We start from the raw sequence: 19,475 nt of genomic DNA, 5'->3' as shown, positions 1-19,475 counted from the left end.
CAGTCTTCCATATTTCCTCCATTTTTCTGCCGTGTTGCCTGACTAAACTAGTATCATTCCCCGAAGTATTCAGGATGAGAACGTATAACGATGAAAGGCAGTAACAAATCCCGCTGGGCAATCGCCGCTGGCATCATTGTGGTGGCTCTTGCCGCCGCCTGGTTCTGGCACAATCACTCTTCTGACACTTCCGCAGGTGCCAGCAGCCCATCACAGCGTTCCGCGAGTGGCGGACGTCACGGCATGCGCGGCGGTGCGCTGGCTCCCGTTCAGGCGGCTACTGCGGTAAATAAAGCGGTGCCCCGTTATCTCTCCGGGCTGGGAACCATTACCGCCGCCAACACCGTTACGGTTCGCAGCCGTGTGGACGGGCAACTGATGGCGCTTCACTTCCAGGAAGGCCAGCAGGTTAAAGCCGGGGACTTACTGGCAGAAATTGACCCAAGCCAGTTTAAAGTCACCCTCGCGCAGGCGCAGGGCCAGCTCGCGAAAGACAAGGCTACGCTCGCGAACGCCCGACGCGATTTGGCACGCTATCAGCAACTGGTGAAAACCAACCTGGTATCGCGTCAGGAACTGGATACGCAGCAGTCTCTGGTCAGCGAAGCGCTGGGCACCCTTAAAGCTGACGAAGCCGCCGTGGCCAGCGCACAGTTACAGCTCGACTGGAGCCGCATCACCGCCCCGATTGACGGCCGCGTCGGTCTGAAGCAGGTTGATATTGGCAACCAGATTTCCAGCGGCGATACCACCGGTATCGTGGTCATCACCCAGACGCATCCTGTCGATTTAGTCTTTACTCTGCCGGAGAGCGACATCGCAACCGTGGTTCAGGCGCAGAAAGCCGGCAAAGGGCTGGTTGTGGAAGCCTGGGATCGCACCAACAAGCAAAAATTGAGCGAAGGCACCCTGCTCAGTCTGGATAACCAGATTGACACCACCACCGGCACCATCAAGTTAAAAGCCCGCTTTAACAATCAGGATGATGCGCTTTTCCCGAATCAGTTCGTGAATGCGCGGATGCTGGTCGCAACGCAGGAAAATGCGGTCGTTATCCCGACGGCGGCGCTGCAGATGGGCAACGAAGGGAACTTTGTCTGGGTGCTTGACTGTGAGAATAACGTCAGCAAGCATCTGGTGAAAACCGGCATTCAGGACAGCCAGACGGTGGTGATCAGCGCCGGCCTTTCCGCAGGTGACCGCGTGGTTACCGACGGCATTGATCGTCTCACCGAGGGGGCGAAAGTCGAAGTGGTAGAAGGCCAGCAACAGCCTGCTAAGCAAGGAGCGACTTCCTGATGCAGGTTATGCCACCGAGCTCTACAGGTGGGCCTTCACGCCTGTTTATTCTGCGCCCTGTTGCCACCACGCTGTTAATGGTGGCGATCCTGCTGGCCGGGATTATTGGCTATCGCTTCCTGCCCGTCTCGGCGCTGCCGGAAGTGGATTATCCCACCATCCAGGTGGTCACCCTTTATCCGGGTGCGAGCCCGGATGTGGTGACGTCGGCCATCACCGCGCCGCTGGAGCGCCAGTTTGGTCAGATGTCTGGCCTGAAGCAAATGTCCTCGCAAAGCTCCGGCGGAGCATCCGTGGTGACGCTGCAGTTCCAGCTTACGCTCTCACTCGACGTTGCCGAGCAGGAAGTACAGGCCGCGATTAACGCAGCCACCAACCTGCTCCCATCGGACCTGCCCAACCCACCGGTCTACAGCAAAGTAAACCCGGCGGATCCGCCGATCATGACGCTCGCCGTCACCTCCTCCGCCATGCCGATGACTCAGGTCGAAGACATGGTCGAAACGCGCGTGGCGCAGAAAATTTCACAGGTCTCTGGCGTGGGGCTGGTTACGCTTGCCGGCGGTCAACGTCCGGCGGTGCGCGTGAAGCTCAACGCCCAGGCCATTGCCGCGCTGGGCCTCACCAGCGAAACCATCCGCAGCGCCATCAGTAACGCTAACGTCAACTCGGCGAAAGGCTCACTTGATGGCCCAACCCGGGCCGTGACCCTTTCGGCGAACGATCAAATGCAGTCCGCGGATGAATATCGACAGCTGATTGTCGCGTACCAGAACGGTGCGCCGGTGCGCCTGGGCGATGTGGCAACCGTTGAGCAAGGTGCGGAAAACAGCTGGCTCGGCGCCTGGGCCAACAAACAGCAGGCAATCGTGATGAACGTCCAGCGCCAGCCGGGTGCCAATATCATTGAAACCGCAGACAGCATTCGCACTATGCTGCCGCAGCTGATTGAAAGCCTGCCCAGGTCAGTGAGCGTGAAAGTGCTGTCTGACCGGACCACCAATATTCGCGCGTCCGTGACTGACACCCAGTTTGAACTGATGCTGGCGATTGCGCTGGTGGTGATGATCATCTATCTGTTCCTGCGTAACGTCCCGGCGACCCTCATTCCTGCCGTCGCCGTGCCGCTCTCACTGGTGGGAACATTTGCCGTCATGGTGTTCCTCGATTTTTCGATAAACAACCTGACGCTGATGGCCCTTACCATTGCCACCGGCTTTGTGGTCGATGACGCTATCGTTGTTATCGAGAACATCTCGCGCTATATCGAAAAAGGCGAAAAACCGTTAGCCGCGGCGCTGAAAGGAGCGGGCGAGATCGGCTTTACCATTATCTCCCTCACCTTCTCACTGATTGCGGTACTGATCCCACTGCTGTTTATGGGCGATATCGTCGGGCGTTTGTTCCGCGAATTTGCCGTGACGCTGGCCGTCGCCATTCTGATTTCCGCCGTGGTGTCACTGACCCTCACGCCGATGATGTGCGCCCGTATGCTGAGCCACGCCTCCCTGCGCAAGCAAAACCGCTTCTCGCGCGCCTCTGAGCGGATGTTCGAACGCATTATTGCCGCTTACGGACGGGTGCTGGCGAAAGTGCTTAACCATCCATGGGCAACCCTTGGCGTGGCGCTTGGTACGCTGGCGCTCAGCGTTATGCTGTGGATTTTCATCCCGAAAGGCTTCTTCCCGATTCAGGACAACGGCATTATCCAGGGCACGCTTCAGGCACCGCAGACGGTCTCCTTCGCTAACATGGCGCAGCGTCAGCAGCAGGTGTCAGAGATCATCATGAAAGATCCGGCAGTAGAGAGCCTGACCTCGTATGTCGGTGTCGATGGCACCAACCCGTCGCTGAACAGTGCCCGCCTGCAGATCAACCTTAAACCGCTTGACGATCGCGACGACCGCGTGCAGACGGTGATCGACCGCCTGCAAACTGCCGTAGCGCGCGTGCCGGGTATTGAGCTGTACCTCCAGCCGATTCAGGATTTAACCATCGATACCCAGGTGAGCCGTACCCAGTACCAGTTCACGCTGCAGGCCACCACCCTTGATGCGCTCAGCACCTGGGTACCGCAACTGGTGGATAAACTCAACGCCCTGCCGCAGCTCTCGGACGTCAGCAGCGACTGGCAGGACAAAGGGCTGGCGGCATATGTGAACGTCAACCGTGATACCGCCAGCCGGCTTGGGATCACCATGGCCGACGTGGATAACGCGCTGTATAACGCATTCGGTCAGCGTCTGATCTCCACCATCTATACCCAGGCGAATCAGTATCGCGTGGTGCTGGAACACAACACGGAAAACACGCCCGGCCTGGCCGCGCTCGATTCGGTGCGCCTGACCAGCAAAGACGGGGGCATCGTGCCCCTCAGCGCCATCGCGACGGTGGAAGAGCGCTACACACCGCTGTCGATTAACCATCTGGATCAGTTCCCGTCCACCACCATCTCGTTTAACGTACCGGACGGTTATTCACTGGGCGAAGCGGTGGAGTCCATTCTGGCCGCAGAGAAGACGCTGAACTTCCCGTCTGATATTCAGACCCAGTTCCAGGGCAGCACGCTGGCGTTCCAGGCCGCGCTGGGCAACACCATCTGGCTGATTGTCGCGGCCGTGGTGGCGATGTATATCGTGCTCGGTGTGCTGTATGAAAGCTTCATTCACCCCATTACCATCCTCTCCACCCTGCCAACGGCGGGCGTGGGGGCGCTGCTGGCATTGATGCTGGCGGGGAGCGAGCTGGACGTGATTGCCATCATTGGGATCATCCTGCTTATCGGGATCGTGAAGAAAAACGCCATCATGATGATCGACTTTGCCCTTGCCGCCGAGCGCGAGCAGGGGATGTCGCCGCGTGAGGCAATTTTCCAGGCCTGTCTGCTGCGTTTTCGCCCGATCCTGATGACCACGCTCGCCGCCCTGCTAGGTGCCCTGCCGCTGATGCTCAGTACCGGTGTTGGTGCCGAGCTGCGTCGTCCGCTGGGGATTGGTATGGTCGGTGGCCTGCTAGTTAGCCAGGTCCTGACCCTGTTCACCACGCCGGTCATTTATCTGCTGTTTGACCGTCTGGCGCTGTGGACGAAAAGCCGCTTCCCGAAACGTGAAGAGGAGGCGTAAATGAAGTTTTTCGCCCTCTTCATTTATCGCCCGGTGGCGACGATTTTACTCTCACTCGCCATCACCCTGTGCGGCGTCCTGGGCTTCCGGCTGCTGCCGGTGGCCCCGCTGCCGCAGGTGGATTTCCCGGTGATCATGGTCAGCGCCTCGCTGCCCGGTGCATCACCGGAAACCATGGCCTCGTCGGTTGCCACACCGCTGGAACGTTCACTCGGGCGAATTGCCGGGGTCAACGAGATGACCTCCAGCAGCTCGCTTGGCAGCACGCGTATCATTCTGGAATTCAGCTTCGACCGGGATATTAACGGCGCCGCGCGCGATGTGCAGGCGGCGATCAACGCCGCGCAGAACCTGCTACCGAGCGGGATGCCGGGCCGTCCGACATACCGTAAAGCGAACCCGTCCGATGCGCCGATCATGATCCTGACGCTTACCTCGGACACCTATTCGCAGGGGCAGCTGTACGATTTCGCCTCCACCCAACTGGCGCAGACCCTCGCCCAGATTAACGGCGTGGGTGATGTCAGCGTTGGCGGAAGCTCTCTGCCCGCCGTGCGCGTGGGCTTAAACCCGCAGGCGCTGTTTAACCAGGGTGTTTCACTGGACGATGTGCGCTCTGCCATCAGCAATGCAAACGTGCGCAAACCGCAGGGGGCCATTGAGAACAGTAGTCACCGCTGGCAAATCCAGACTAACGATGAGCTGAAAACCGCTGCGGAATACCAGCCGTTGATCATTCACTACAACAACGGTGCGGCGGTGCGCCTGAGCGATGTCGCGAGCGTCACTGACTCGGTGCAGGACGTGCGTAACGCCGGGATGACCAACGCCAAACCGGCCATTTTGCTGATGATACGCAAGCTGCCGGAAGCCAACATTATTGAGACGGTGAACGGTATCCGCGCGAGATTGCCGGAACTCCAGCAGACCATCCCGGCGGCGATCGATCTGCAGATTGCCCAGGATCGCTCCCCCACCATTCGCGCCTCGCTCGAAGAGGTGGAGCAGACGCTTGTGATCTCCGTTGCGCTGGTGATTCTGGTGGTCTTCCTGTTTCTGCGTTCAGGCCGGGCCACGCTGATCCCCGCGGTGGCAGTGCCTGTCTCGCTGATAGGGACTTTCGCGGCGATGTACCTGTGCGGATTTAGCCTTAACAACCTGTCGCTGATGGCGCTGACGATTGCCACCGGCTTCGTGGTGGATGACGCCATTGTGGTGCTGGAGAACATCTCGCGCCATCTGGAGGCGGGGATGAAACCGCTGCAGGCCTCGCTGCAGGGAACGCGTGAAGTGGGCTTTACGGTACTGTCGATGAGCCTGTCGCTGGTGGCGGTGTTCCTGCCGTTACTGCTGATGGGCGGCCTCCCTGGCCGGCTGTTACGGGAATTTGCCGTCACGCTCTCGGTCGCCATCGGTATTTCATTGATCGTGTCCCTCACGCTCACGCCGATGATGTGCGGCTGGATGTTAAAACGCAGCAAGCCACACTCTCAGCCGCGCCGTAAGGGATTTGGTCGCTTCCTGCTGGCGATGCAGGAGAGCTATGGTAAGTCCCTGAAGTGGGTGCTGAGGCATACGCGCATTGTCGGCCTGGTGCTGATTGGCACCATCGTGCTCAACGTCTGGATGTACATTACTATCCCCAAAACCTTCTTCCCGGAGCAGGACACCGGAGTGCTGATGGGCGGGATCCAGGCAGATCAGAGTATTTCGTTTCAGGCCATGCGCGGCAAGCTGCAGGACTTTATGAAGATCATCCGCGAAGATAAAGCGGTAGATAACGTAACCGGCTTTACCGGCGGTTCACGGGTGAACAGCGGGATGATGTTTATCACCCTGAAGCCGCGTGACGAGCGCAATGAAACCGCCCAGCAGGTTATCGATCGCCTGCGCGTGAAGCTCGCCAAAGAGCCGGGCGCTAATCTGTTTTTGATGGCCGTTCAGGATATCCGCGTCGGCGGGCGTCAGGCTAACGCCAGCTATCAGTACACGTTACTCTCTGACGATTTAGCCGCCCTGCGCGAGTGGGAGCCTAAGATCCGCAAGGCGCTGGCCGCCCTGCCACAGCTGGCGGATGTTAACTCCGATCAGCAGGACAACGGCGCAGAAATGGCGCTGACCTACAATCGCGAAACCATGTCACGTCTGGGGATTAACGTCGATGCCGCCAACAGCCTGCTGAACAATGCCTTCGGCCAGCGTGAGATTTCCACCATCTACCAGCCCATGAACCAATACAAGGTGGTGATGGAGGTGGACCCACGTTACACCCAGGACATCAGCGCGCTGGACAACATGTTTGTGATTAATAACGACGGTAAGGCGATCCCGCTCTCTTACTTTGCCAGCTGGCAGCCGGCGAACGCGCCGCTGTCGGTGAACCACCAGGGCCTTTCGGCGGCGTCGACCATCTCCTTTAACCTGCCAGCCGGTTCGTCACTCTCTGAGGCCAGCGATGCAATCAACCGTGCGATGACCCAGCTTGGCGTGCCATCCACGGTACGCGGCAGTTTTGCCGGTACCGCGCAGGTGTTTCAGGAGACGATGAATTCGCAGGTGATTTTGATTCTGGCCGCCATTGCGACAGTCTATATCGTGCTGGGCGTTCTTTATGAAAGCTACGTCCATCCGCTGACCATTCTCTCCACGCTGCCGTCGGCGGGCGTCGGGGCGCTGCTGGCGCTGGCGCTGTTCGGCGCGCCCTTCAGCCTGATTGCGCTGATTGGTATCATGCTGTTAATTGGCATCGTGAAGAAAAACGCCATCATGATGGTGGACTTCGCGCTGGACGCCCAGCGAAATGGCAACCTGACGCCAGAAGAGGCCATATTCCAGGCCTGTCTGCTGCGTTTTCGTCCGATCATGATGACCACGCTGGCGGCGCTGTTTGGCGCGCTGCCGCTGGTGATTTCCAGCGGTGACGGCTCAGAATTGCGCCAGCCGCTGGGGATCACCATTGTCGGGGGGCTGGTGATGAGCCAGCTGCTGACGCTCTACACCACGCCGGTGGTCTATCTGTTCTTTGACCGTCTGCGGGTGCGTTTTTCGCGTAAAAACAGAACGACGGTAACCGAATAAATGACCGACCTCCCACGTCACGTGCGCTGGCAGCTGTGGATTGTCGCCTTCGGCTTCTTTATGCAGTCGCTGGATACAACCATCGTCAATACCGCCCTCCCCTCGATGGCAAAAAGCCTGGGGGAGAGTCCGCTGCACATGCATATGGTGATTGTCTCTTATGTGTTAACGGTAGCCGTTATGCTTCCGGCCAGCGGCTGGCTGGCGGACAAAGTGGGCGTGCGGAATATCTTTTTCACCGCCATCGTGCTGTTTACCACAGGCTCGCTGTTTTGCGCCCAGGCGAATACGCTGGATCAGCTGGTGATGGCCCGCGCGTTACAGGGCATTGGCGGGGCGATGATGGTGCCTGTCGGGCGGCTGACGGTGATGAAGATTGTGCCCCGCGAGCAGTATATGGCCGCGATGACCTTCGTCACCCTGCCCGGCCAGGTCGGCCCGCTGCTTGGCCCGGCGCTGGGCGGAGTGCTGGTAGAGTATGCCTCCTGGCACTGGATCTTCTTAATCAACCTGCCGGTGGGCATCATCGGCGCGATTGCCACCCTGATGCTGATGCCTAACTACACCATGCAGACCCGGCGCTTTGATTTCCTGAGTTTTATCCTGCTGGCGGCGGGGATGGCGATGCTCACCCTCGCGCTTGATGGCCAAAAAGGCCTCGGGATTTCCGCCCTGACGCTTGGCCTTCTGGTGGCGCTCGGCATTACCGCTATCCTGTGGTATCTCTGGCATGCCAGAGGTAACGAGAGCGCGTTGTTTACGCTCGATCTGTTTAAAAACCCCACCTATCGTCTGGGCCTGTTCGGGAGCTTTGCCGGGCGCGTCGGCAGCGGCATGTTGCCCTTTATGACGCCGGTCTTTTTGCAGATTGGAATGGGATTTTCACCGTTTCACGCCGGCTTGATGATGATCCCGATGGTACTTGGCAGCATGGGAATGAAACGCATCGTGGTGCAGGTGGTTAACCGTTTTGGTTATCGCCACGTCCTGGTTGCCGCGACGCTTGGGTTAGCCCTGGTGAGCCTGCTGTTTATGGCCGTGGCGCTGCTGGGCTGGTACTACGCGCTGCCGCTGGTGCTGTTCTGCCAGGGCATAATTAACTCTGTGCGCTTTTCGTCAATGAATACCCTGACGTTAAAAGCACTCCCGGATGACCTGGCGAGCAGCGGAAACAGCCTGCTGTCGATGATCATGCAGCTCTCCATGAGCGTAGGGGTGACCCTTGCCGGTTTACTGCTCGGCATGTACGGACAGCATCATCTCAGCGTCGACACGCCGGTCGCCCATCAGGTCTTTTTGTATACCTATCTCAGCATGGCGGTGATTATCGCCCTGCCCGCGTTCATCTTCGCCAGAGTGCCGGATGATACCCGTAAGAACGTCGTTATCCGACACGGCAAAAGGAGTGCACCATGAAATTCTGGCGTCCGGGCATTACCGGTAAACTCTTTGTGGCGATATTTGCCACCTGTATCGTGCTGCTGGTCACCATGCACTGGGCCGTGCGGGTCAGTTTCGAACGGGGTTTTATTGATTACATCAAGCATGGAAATGAACAGCGTTTACAGGGGCTGAGCGATGCGCTGAGCGATCAGTATGCCCTGCACGGTAACTGGCGTTTTCTGCGCAATAACGACCGCTTCGTATTCCAGATCCTGCGCTCGCTTGAGCATGATACCGGTGACGATCGCCCGGGCCCCGGGATGCCGCCGCACGGCTGGCGCACCCAGTTCTGGGTGATAGACCAGGATATGCGCGTACTGGTTGGCCCGCGCGCGCCCATTCCGCCGGATGGCACAAAGCGGGCGATCACAGTGAATAACGCTACCGTCGGCTGGGTGATCGCCTCGCCGGTTGAACGCCTGACGCGTAACACCGATATCAACTTTGATCGCCAGCAGCGCCGCACCAGCTGGTTGATTGTCGCGCTCTCCACCCTGCTGGCCGCGCTCGCGACCTTCCCGCTGGCCCGTGGCCTGCTCGCGCCGGTTAAACGGCTGGTGGAAGGGACGCATAAGCTGGCCGCCGGGGATTTCTCCACCCGCGTCGATACCCGTAGCCAGGACGAACTCGGCAAGCTGGCGCAGGACTTTAACCAGCTCGCCAGCACCCTGGAAAAAAACCAGCAGATGCGACGCGATTTTATGGCCGATATTTCCCATGAACTCCGCACGCCGCTGGCGGTGCTGCGCGGCGAGCTGGAAGCTATTCAGGACGGCGTGCGTCAGTTCACTCCCGAATCGGTGGCCTCGCTGCAGGCGGAAGTGGGCACGCTGACCAAACTGGTCGATGACCTCCACCAGCTCTCCATGTCGGACGAAGGCGCGCTGGCCTACCAGAAAGCGCCCGTCGATGTGATAAACGTGCTGGAGGTGGTAAGCGGTGCCTTCCGCGAACGTTTCGCCAGCCGCAACCTGAAAATCGATCTCTCACTGCCTGACAGTGCCGTGGTGTTTGGCGACAAAGACCGCCTGATGCAGCTGTTCAACAATCTGCTGGAAAATAGCCTGCGCTACACCGACAGCGGCGGTGGCCTGCATATTTCCGGCAAACAAGAAAACGGGCATTTTGCCCTGACCTTTGCGGATTCCGCCCCCGGCGTGCAGGATGCACAGCTGGAAAAACTGTTTGAGCGATTTTATCGCACCGAAGGCTCCCGCAATCGCGCCAGCGGCGGGTCCGGTCTGGGACTGGCGATTTGCGTAAACATCGTCGAGGCCCATAATGGCACGATCCGCGCCGCCCATTCGCCTTTTGGCGGGGTAAGCATTACAGTAGAGTTACCTCTGGAACGGGATTTATCGAGAGAAGCATGACCGAGTTACCGATTGACGAAAACACGCCACGCATTTTGATTGTCGAAGACGAGCCGAAGCTCGGGCAGTTACTGATCGACTATTTACGCGCGGCAAGCTATGCCCCCACGCTTATCAGCCATGGCGATCAGGTGCTGCCTTATGTGCGCCAGACGCCGCCGGACCTGATCCTGCTGGATCTGATGCTCCCCGGAACCGATGGCCTGACCCTGTGCCGGGAAATTCGTCGCTTCTCGGACGTGCCGGTGGTAATGGTGACGGCGAAAATCGAAGAGATCGACCGCCTGCTGGGCCTCGAAATTGGCGCGGATGATTACATCTGCAAGCCATACAGCCCGCGTGAAGTGGTCGCGCGCGTAAAAACCATTCTGCGCCGCTGTAAGCCCCATCGTGAACTGCAGGTACTGGACGCGGAAAGCCCACTTATCGTCGATGAAAGCCGCTTCCAGGCGAGCTGGCGCGGCAAGCTGCTGGATCTCACCCCCGCCGAATTCCGCCTGTTGAAAACCCTCTCCCACGAGCCGGGGAAGGTCTTCTCCCGCGAGCAGCTGCTGAACCGTCTGTATGATGATTACCGCGTCGTGACTGACCGTACCATCGACAGCCATATTAAAAACCTGCGCCGCAAGCTGGAATCGCTCGATGCGGAGCAGTCATTTATCCGCGCGGTGTATGGCGTGGGCTACCGATGGGAAGCGGATGCGTGCAGGATAGCCTGAGCATTTAGTTTACCGAACCCGCCTGCTGGCGGGTTTTTCATTTCTGGAAAGCAACGAAGAATCAACCATACTCACATTACCGGTTCGCTTATTGATAACTGGTGCAGATAATTCCACTTCGTTCAAGGAGTTCCTATGTCTGGTTGGTTCGAGTTAAACAAAAGCAGTGATGGTCAGTTCAGGTTTGTTCTCAAAGCAGGAAACGGAGAAACGATCCTGACCAGTGAGCTTTACACCACCAAAAATTCCGCCGAAAACGGTATCGCCTCCGTTCGCACCAATAGCCCTTCTGATGAACGTTATGAGAAGAAAGTGGCCACCAACGGTAAATTCCACTTCAATCTGAAGGCCGGGAATCATCAGGTTATTGGCAGCAGCCAGATGTATGCCTCGGAACAGTCGCGAGATAAAGGCATCGCGTCGGTCAAAACTAACGGTTCAAGCCAGACGGTAAAAGACAATACCTGACGACACGCCTCCGGCCGGGTTAGCGATGGTACGACCCGGCGCTTTACCTCCCTGTCCCTCAGCGCTACAATGCCCGCCCTTAAAGTGGGGGATCTCCCCTTACCGCTGCACCTGGTGCATGCGGATCTGACCTGTCATCAGAACGAGAACAAACATGTTTAAACCGGAACTCCTTTCCCCGGCGGGAACGCTGCAAAATATGCGTTACGCTTTCGCCTATGGCGCTGACGCCGTCTATGCTGGCCAGCCGCGCTACTCACTGCGCGTGCGTAACAATGAATTCAACCACGAGAACCTGCAGCTCGGCATTAACGAAGCACATGCCCTGGGCAAAAAATTCTACGTGGTGGTCAACATTGCGCCGCATAACGCCAAGCTGAAAACGTTCATCCGCGATCTGAAGCCGGTGGTTGATATGGGACCGGACGCGCTGATCATGTCGGACCCGGGTTTAATCATGCTGGTTCGGGAGAACTTCCCGGAGATGGATATTCACCTCTCCGTTCAGGCCAACGCCGTTAACTGGGCAACGGTGAAATTCTGGAAACAGATGGGGCTGACCCGCGTCATTCTGTCTCGTGAACTTTCGCTGGAAGAGATTGAAGAGATCCGCACGCAGGTGCCGGATATGGAAATCGAAATCTTCGTTCACGGCGCGCTGTGCATGGCCTACTCCGGTCGTTGCCTGCTCTCGGGGTATATCAACAAGCGTGACCCGAACCAGGGTACCTGCACCAACGCCTGCCGCTGGGAATATAACGTTCAGGAAGGCAAAGAAGACGACATCGGCAATATCGTCCACAAACATGAGCCGATCCCGGTGACCAACGTGGAGCCAACCTTAGGCATCGGCGCGCCAACTGACAGCGTGTTCATGATTGAAGAGGCCAAACGTCCGGGTGAGTACATGACCGCCTTTGAAGACGAGCATGGCACTTACATCATGAACTCCAAAGACCTGCGTGCGATTGCGCACGTTGAGCGTCTGACGCAGATGGGCGTGCATTCCCTGAAAATTGAAGGCCGTACCAAGTCCTACTACTACTGCGCGCGTACTGCTCAGGTGTACCGTAAAGCCATCGACGATGCCGCTGCCGGCAAGCCGTTCGATACCAGCCTGCTGGAAACCCTGGAAGGCCTGGCGCATCGCGGTTATACCGAAGGCTTCCTGCGTCGTCACACCCATGACGATTACCAGAACTACGAACACGGCTATTCCGTTTCCGAGCGCCAGCAGTTTGTCGGTGATTTTACCGGTGAGCGCAAAGGTGCGCTGGCCGCCGTGGCGGTGAAGAACAAATTCACTAAAGGCGACAGCCTGGAGTTAATGACCCCGCAGGGCAACATGAACTTCACCCTGGAACATCTGGAAAACGGTAAAGGCGAAGCAATTGACGTGGCGCCAGGCAACGGCCATACCGTCTGGCTGCCGGTACCCGAAGAAGTGGAGCTGGAGTTTGCGCTGCTGATGCGTAATTTCAACGGTGAAAGTACCCGTAACCCGCACAGTAAATAGTCAAGCAGGGAAATTTTTTCGCGCTGGGATAATTCTTAGAATCGGATCACATACCGCTTCGTTCAATACGGGTATTATCCCCCCGCTGAAAAACATAACCCATAAATGCTAGCTGTACCAGGAACCACCTCCTTAGCCTGCGTAATCTCCCTTACGCGGGCTTATTTTTTCCCTTTCATCCTGTTCTTACCCGCTTTTTTCCTCCCTGCTATACACTCTTACTAACGCTAAAAAAGGGAGCAGCGCGGATGGCAATCTATCCAGACAGTTTATTGATTCTCAATGGCAAAAGTGCGGGCAACGATTTGTTGCGCCAGGCAGTGACGGATTTGCGTGAAGACGGTGCGCGTATACACGTGCGAGTGACGTGGGAAAAAGGTGATGCGGCACGCTATATCGACGAAGGCCTGAAGCTCGGAGTCGAAACCATTATTTCTGGCGGGGGCGATGGCACCATTAATGAAATTGCCGGCGCTCTGATAGATCTTCCCGCAACCGACCGCCCGGTGATGGGCATTTTGCCGCTCGGTACGGCCAACGATTTCGCCACCAGCGCCGGGATCCCGGAAGAACTGGGAAAAGCCCTGCAGCTGGCTATCTTCGGCAAAGCCACCGCCGTGGATATTGCTCAGGTGAATGAAAAAACCTGTTTTATCAATATGGCGACCGGTGGATTCGGGACGCGCATTACCAGCGAAACCCCTGAAAAGCTGAAGGCAGCGCTGGGCGGCGTCTCGTATCTGATCCATGGCCTGATGCGCATGGATACCCTGAAGCCGGACCGCTGTGAGATTCACGGCGAGAACTTTCAGTGGCAGGGTGATGCGCTGGTGATTGGTATCGGCAATGGCCGTCAGGCCGGTGGCGGACAGCAGTTATGCCCGGAGGCGCTGATCAATGATGGTCAGTTACAGCTGCGTATTTTCACGGGTGATGGCCTGCTGCCTGCACTGTTTACCACCCTGACCCAGCCAGAGGAGAGCCCGAATATTATTGCCGGTAAATCCGCGTGGTTTGAAGTGAATGCCCCACACGGCATGACGTTTAATCTTGACGGGGAGCCGCTGAGCGGGAAGCAGTTCCGCATTGAGGTGTTACCGGGCGCGCTACAGTGCCGGCTGCCACCGGACTGCCAGCTTCTGCGTTGACAGTGTGGCCGGGCGGCGGTAACGCCTGACCCGGCCAGCGTTTTACAAAAAGTCTTAAGCGATAGTCACTTTGCTGTCCAGGTACACATCCTGCACGGCATTGATCAGCTTCACGCCGTCAGCCATCGATTTTTTAAACGCCTTACGGCCCAGGATCAGCCCCATACCGCCCGCGCGCTTATTGATAACCGCCGTGCGCACCGCGTCGGAGAGATCGGTGTCGCCACCCGCCGCACCACCGGAGTTAATTAACCCGGCACGTCCCATATAGCAGTTCGCCAGCTGATAACGCACCAGGTCGATAGGGTTTTCGCTGGTCAGTTTGCTGTAGACCCGGTCATCGGTGTAACCGAAGTTTACCGCTTTATAACCGCCGTTATTTTCCGCCATCTTCTGCTTCACGATATCCGCGCCAATGGTTGCCGCCAGATGGTTCGCCTGGCCGGTCAGGTCGGCAGAAACGTGGTAGTCCACTCCGTCTTTCTTGAATGCGGAGTTACGCAGATACGCCCACAGAACGGTGACCATACCCAGCTCATGCGCGCGTTCGAAGGCAGCAGAAATTTCTTCAATCTGGCGACGCGACTGCTCAGAACCAAAGTAGATCGTCGCCCCAACCGCGACTGCACCCATATTGAACGCCTGCTCTACGCTGGCGTAAAGCGTCTGATCGTATTCGGTCGGGTAGCTCAGGGTTTCGTTGTGATTCAGTTTGACGAGGAATGGAATGCGGTGGGCATAGCGACGCGATACGGAGGCCAGTACGCCATAGGTGGACGCCACGCAGTTACAGCCCGCTTCTATCGCCAGTTCGACGATGTTCTTCGGATCGAAATACAGCGGGTTCGCCGCAAAGGAGGCGCCCGCGGAGTGCTCAACGCCCTGGTCAACCGGCAGAATAGAAAGATACCCGGTTCCCCCCAGTCGCCCGGTATTATAGAGGGTCTGCATATTTCGCAGTACCGCAGGCGGACGGTTGTTATCAACCATCACGCGGTCGACGTAATCGTGGCCAGGCAGATAAAGCTGGTCGGCTGGAATGGTCATACAACGGTGCTGTAAAAGGCTGTCGGCGTCTTTGCCAAGCAACTGCGCAATATCAGTCATGTGATGCTCCCGTAAGCCCGACGTAATGTCGGTGAGTGTTTATCCAGACCCATAGCGTTATGGGCAGACTAAGCCTGGTACCGACTTAACAGATTTTCCACCATTTGCATTTTTTTTCAGCACAATCTGCTGGCTCGATTCGTGTACAACAAAACTGTTACATTGATCAAACAATCACCGCAAAGGTATTTAAAAGGTATTATTAGGTGGTATGTTAAAGGCGTACCCTCTCTGACATGCAGGATTAAACAATGAAAACGAAAGTCCAACTGTCATTCATGATGTTTGTTGAATGGTTTATCTGGGGCGCGTGGTTTGTACCGCTGTGGTTGTGGCTGAGCAAAAGCGGTTTTACCGCCGGGGAAATTGGCTGGTCTTATGCCTGTACCGCGATTGCCGCGATCCTCTCCCCCATTCTGGTGGGTTCACTGACCGACCGCTTTTTCGCTGCGCAGAAAGTACTGGCTGTACTGATGTTCGCCGGTGCCATCGTGATGTACTTCGCCGCACAGCAAACCCAGTTCAGCACCTTTTTCCCGCTGCTGCTGATTTACTCCCTGACCTATATGCCGACCATTGCGCTGACCAACAGTATTGCCTTCGCCAATGTGGATGATGTGGAGGCTGATTTCCCGCGTATCCGCGTGATGGGCACCCTCGGCTGGATCGCCTCGGGACTGGCGTGCGGTTTCCTGCCGCAGATGATGGGCTATAACGACATTTCCGATACCAATATTCCGCTGCTGATGACGGCGGGCAGCTCCGCCCTGCTCGGTGTCTTTGCGCTGTTCCTGCCGAACACCCCGCCGAAGAGTACCGGCAAGATGGATTTCAAAGTCATGCTGGGGCTGGATGCGCTGATCCTGCTGCGCGATAAAAACTTCCTGGTGTTCTTCTTCTGCTCATTTCTGTTCGCAATGCCGCTGGCCTTCTATTACATCTTTGCCAACGGCTATCTCACCGAAGTGGGGATGAAAAACGCCACCGGCTGGATGACGCTCGGCCAGTTCTCCGAAATCTTCTTTATGCTGGCGCTGCCTTTCTTCACCAAACGCTTTGGTATTAAGAAGGTCTTGCTGCTGGGCCTGCTCACCGCCGCCATCCGCTATGGCTTCTTTGTTTACGGTGGTGCCGACCAGTACTTCACCTATGCCCTGCTGTTCCTCGGCATTTTGCTGCATGGCGTGAGCTACGACTTCTACTATGTGACCGCGTATATCTACGTGGATAAAAAAGCGCCGGTGCATATGCGCACCGCCGCACAAGGCCTGATTACGCTGTGCTGTCAGGGGTTTGGTAGCCTGTTAGGTTACCGCCTGGGCGGCGTGATGATGGAAAAAATGTTCGCATACAAAGAGCCGGTGAATGGGTTGACCTTCAACTGGGCCGGAATGTGGGCATTCGGAGGGATCATGATTGCCGTGATCGCCGTGCTGTTTATGCTGTTTTTCCGCGAATCGGACAAAGAGATCACCGCAATTGAGGTGGTTGAAGGCGATACCGCGCTGACACGAGGGGAAGTTAAATGAAACAAGAACGTGTTCTCGGTGCCCTTTACGGGCAAGCGTTAGGGGATGCGATGGGCATGCCGTCGGAGCTTTGGCCGAGAAAGCGCGTCAAAGCGCACTTCGGCTGGATCGACCGTTTTTTACCCGGACCGGCTGAAAATAACGCCGCCTGCTATTTTAAGCAGGCAGAATTCACCGACGATACGTCAATGGCGTTATGCCTGGCGGATGCGATTATCGAATGCGACGGGCAGATCAACGCAGATGTTATCGGCAAACATATTCTGCACTGGGCGGAGTCGTTCGATGCGTTTAACAAGAATGTGTTAGGTCCGACATCGAAGATTGCGCTTAACGCTATTCGTGACGGCAAGCCGGTCAGTGAGCTGGAAAACAACGGCGTCACCAACGGTGCGGCGATGCGCGCCTCTCCGCTGGGCTGCCTGCTGCCGGCCACGCGTCTGGAGCACTTTGTCGCAGAGGTGGCGCTGGCCTCCAGCCCGACCCATAAATCCGACCTCGCGATTGCCGGCGCGGTGGTGATAGCCTGGGCAGTGTCGCGTGCCATTGACGGTGAACGCTGGCAGAACATCGTCGATGCCCTGCCAGGTATTGCCCGCTACGCACAGGAAGCGAAAACAACCACCTTCAGCGCATCGCTGGCGGCACGGATTGAGCTCGCCCTTAAGACCGTGCGTGAAGCCAACGGCATCGATTCCGCCAGCGAGCAGGTTTACCAGCTTATTGGCGCGGGCACCAGCACGCTTGAGTCGGTTCCAGCGGCGATTGCGATGGTCGAACTGGCAGGCACCGACCCGAACCGCTGCGCCATTTTGTGTGCCAACCTCGGCGGTGATACGGACACCATCGGCGCGATGGCGACGGCAATCTGCGGTGCGCTTCACGGCGTACAGGCGATTGACCCGGCGTACAAGGAGGAACTCGACGCCGTAAACCGCCTCGACTTTAACCACTACTGTGAAAAACTGCTGCACTTCCGGGAGCAAAGGGAGGGCGTATGAGTGCTTTTGCTGCACGCCTTGAAACACTGCACGCCACTCGCCCGGTCACGGTGTTGGGTGCCGCGGTCATCGACGTGATCGCCGACGCCTATGCCCTGCCCTGGCGCGGGTGTGATATCGAACTCAAACAACAGGGTGTCAATATCGGCGGCTGTGCACTGAATATTGCTATTGCGCTGAAACGGCTCGGGATCGCCGCGCAAAACGCGCTCCCCGTCGGCCACGGAGTGTGGGCAGACATCATCCGTAACGCCATGGCAAAACAGGATCTGCACAGCGTCGTTGAAGTAGAAACGGGCGACAACGGCTGGTGTCTGGCGCTGGTCGAACCGGACGGTGAGCGGACCTTTATGTCGTTTAGCGGCGTGGAGAACCAGTGGCAACAGCGCTGGCTGGATGCGCTGCACGTGCCGCCTGAAAGCCTGGTCTACCTCTCAGGCTATCAGCTGGCGTCACCGTGCGGAGAGCTCCTGACGGACTGGCTGGAAGGCCTGGAAAACGTTACCGCGTTTATCGACTTTGGGCCGCGCATTGCCGATATTCCTGATGCGCTGATGGCGCGGATCATGGCCTGTAAGCCGATGGTATCGCTTAATCGCCAGGAAGCGGAGATGGCAGCGGGACGATTTGGCATGGAAGCTGAAACACTCGGCCCGCAGTGGCTACAGCGGTTTAGTTCTGCGCTGATTATTCGCCACGATAAAGACGGTGCCGCCTGGTATGAGGGTGATAAATCGGGCTACGTTCCGGCGTTTCCCGCAACCGTCGTCGACACGATCGGTGCGGGCGACAGCCACGCCGGTGGCACGCTTGCCGGGCTGGCGGCAGGATGGTCGCTGGCTGATGCCGTTACGCTTGGCAACGCAGTGGCGGCCTGGGTCGTTAGCCACCGCGGCGGCGACTGCGCGCCAGGGCGCGAGGCGTTACTCCTCGCACACAAAGACGTATAAATCGCTACGGCAGTAGCTGATGCTGAACTCAATGGGCCGGTTCTGCTGATCAAGTGCAACCTGCTTGATCACCAGCACCGGGATTTTGTCATCCATGCGGATATGCGTCTGAAACTCGCTGTCCGGCATGCGGGCACTGACGCGCGAGCGGGTGCGCTGCGGGAAGATATTCTGGCTACGGAAGTAGTCATACAGGGAAATCCCAATTGCATCCGGATCGTGAATCAACCCTACCGGCACCCAGGACTCCTCAATCGATACGGCGTCATCATCCACATAGCGGATGCGCTTAAGCAAAAAGACCTCGCTCTCCGGCGGCACTGACAGCTGGCTGGCCACCTCTTCCGGGCATTTCACCACCCGTTTATTCACCCACAGCGTGTTGGGTTTTTTGCCGCGCAGCACCACCTGCTGAGAAAAACCGCGCGCTTCCTTGAGCGAGTATTCAAAGATGTTATTGATTTGCGTCCCGTAGCCGCGGGCGCGCGTCACTACGCCCTCGGCTTCCAGAGCCTGCATCGCTTTGCGCACGGTAATGCGCGACACGCCGGTTAACTGACTGAGATCGCGCTCGCCGGGCAGTATATTCCCATGCTCCAGCACCCCGTTGCGTACCGCGTTTTTTACCGTTTCGGCAAATTTCAGATACAGCGGCGTGTTGTCCGGGGCGGCAATGCGTTCATTCAGTTGGTCGATTAACCGGGTATGCGCTTGTTCCATCT

14 protein-coding genes are annotated in these 19,475 nt (G+C 57.6%); 12 read left to right on the top strand and 2 right to left on the bottom strand.

What is annotated here, in order from left to right; translation table 11 throughout:
- Positions 1-90: 90 nt before the first annotated feature.
- The 9 genes from HV157_RS22895 (at position 91) to yegS (ending at position 14,166) form a co-directional block, all read left to right on the top strand.
- Positions 91-1,299, top strand: a complete 1,209-nt coding sequence (locus tag HV157_RS22895) for an MdtA/MuxA family multidrug efflux RND transporter periplasmic adaptor subunit (protein ID WP_182268966.1) — start codon at positions 91-93, stop codon at positions 1,297-1,299.
- Entirely contained in the window at positions 1,299-4,421 is a 3,123-nt protein-coding gene (locus tag HV157_RS22890; RefSeq protein ID WP_014170848.1) for an MdtB/MuxB family multidrug efflux RND transporter permease subunit, read from the top strand. The genes HV157_RS22895 and HV157_RS22890 overlap by 1 nt, the downstream gene beginning before the upstream one ends.
- Positions 4,422-7,499, top strand: coding sequence for a multidrug efflux RND transporter permease subunit MdtC (gene mdtC, locus HV157_RS22885; protein ID WP_182268965.1), 3,078 nt, complete (start codon positions 4,422-4,424; stop codon positions 7,497-7,499).
- On the top strand, positions 7,500-8,915 hold the full coding sequence (locus HV157_RS22880) for an MFS transporter (protein ID WP_182268964.1): 1,416 nt from the start codon (positions 7,500-7,502) through the stop codon (positions 8,913-8,915).
- Complete coding sequence (gene baeS / locus HV157_RS22875; RefSeq protein WP_020883244.1) at positions 8,912-10,315, top strand: two-component system sensor histidine kinase BaeS; 1,404 nt, start codon at positions 8,912-8,914, stop codon at positions 10,313-10,315. The genes HV157_RS22880 and baeS overlap by 4 nt, the downstream gene beginning before the upstream one ends.
- Positions 10,312-11,034 (top strand): two-component system response regulator BaeR, encoded by a 723-nt coding sequence (baeR, locus tag HV157_RS22870; RefSeq protein WP_182268963.1) that lies wholly within the window; start codon positions 10,312-10,314, stop codon positions 11,032-11,034. Before baeS ends, baeR begins: the two co-directional genes overlap by 4 nt.
- Positions 11,035-11,169: 135 nt before the next feature.
- Entirely contained in the window at positions 11,170-11,502 is a 333-nt protein-coding gene (locus HV157_RS22865; RefSeq protein WP_014170853.1) for a YegP family protein, read from the top strand.
- A 154-nt stretch (positions 11,503-11,656) separates the two neighbouring features.
- On the top strand, positions 11,657-13,018 hold the full coding sequence (gene yegQ / locus HV157_RS22860) for a tRNA 5-hydroxyuridine modification protein YegQ (RefSeq protein ID WP_014170855.1): 1,362 nt from the start codon (positions 11,657-11,659) through the stop codon (positions 13,016-13,018).
- 248 nt (positions 13,019-13,266) lie between these two features.
- Positions 13,267-14,166, top strand: a complete 900-nt coding sequence (yegS, locus tag HV157_RS22855) for a lipid kinase YegS (RefSeq protein WP_149376386.1) — start codon at positions 13,267-13,269, stop codon at positions 14,164-14,166.
- A gap of 54 nt (positions 14,167-14,220) precedes the next feature.
- Here yegS and fbaB read toward each other — a convergent pair whose 3' ends face one another.
- Positions 14,221-15,273 carry a class I fructose-bisphosphate aldolase gene (gene fbaB / locus HV157_RS22850; protein ID WP_014170857.1) on the bottom strand — a complete coding sequence of 351 codons (1,053 nt, stop codon included), beginning with the start codon at positions 15,271-15,273 and terminating at the stop codon, positions 14,221-14,223.
- Between the two features lie 251 nt (positions 15,274-15,524).
- Here fbaB and HV157_RS22845 point away from each other — a divergent pair, with 251 nt between their 5' ends.
- The 3 genes from HV157_RS22845 to HV157_RS22835 are packed head-to-tail and all read left to right on the top strand — an operon-like array spanning position 15,525 to position 18,753.
- Positions 15,525-16,802, top strand: coding sequence for a nucleoside permease (locus HV157_RS22845; protein WP_020883238.1), 1,278 nt, complete (start codon positions 15,525-15,527; stop codon positions 16,800-16,802).
- The gene (locus tag HV157_RS22840; protein ID WP_020883237.1) at positions 16,799-17,803 is read left to right on the top strand and encodes an ADP-ribosylglycohydrolase family protein; all 1,005 of its coding nucleotides are present in this window, start codon (positions 16,799-16,801) and stop codon (positions 17,801-17,803) included. The genes HV157_RS22845 and HV157_RS22840 overlap by 4 nt, the downstream gene beginning before the upstream one ends.
- Positions 17,800-18,753, top strand: a complete 954-nt coding sequence (locus tag HV157_RS22835) for a PfkB family carbohydrate kinase (RefSeq protein ID WP_020883236.1) — start codon at positions 17,800-17,802, stop codon at positions 18,751-18,753. Before HV157_RS22840 ends, HV157_RS22835 begins: the two co-directional genes overlap by 4 nt.
- On the opposite strand, the gene HV157_RS22830 is transcribed toward HV157_RS22835, so the two are convergent.
- Positions 18,727-19,473 carry a GntR family transcriptional regulator gene (locus HV157_RS22830; protein ID WP_014170861.1) on the bottom strand — a complete coding sequence of 249 codons (747 nt, stop codon included), beginning with the start codon at positions 19,471-19,473 and terminating at the stop codon, positions 18,727-18,729. The genes HV157_RS22835 and HV157_RS22830 overlap by 27 nt on opposite strands.
- Positions 19,474-19,475 lie beyond the last annotated feature (2 nt).

The organism is Enterobacter sp. RHBSTW-00318, assembly GCF_014101375.1.
Taxonomy (GTDB): domain Bacteria; phylum Pseudomonadota; class Gammaproteobacteria; order Enterobacterales; family Enterobacteriaceae; genus Enterobacter; species Enterobacter ludwigii.
The sequence above is the reverse complement of the archived record's forward strand: the minus strand, read 5'-3'. Positions and strand labels throughout refer to the sequence as shown.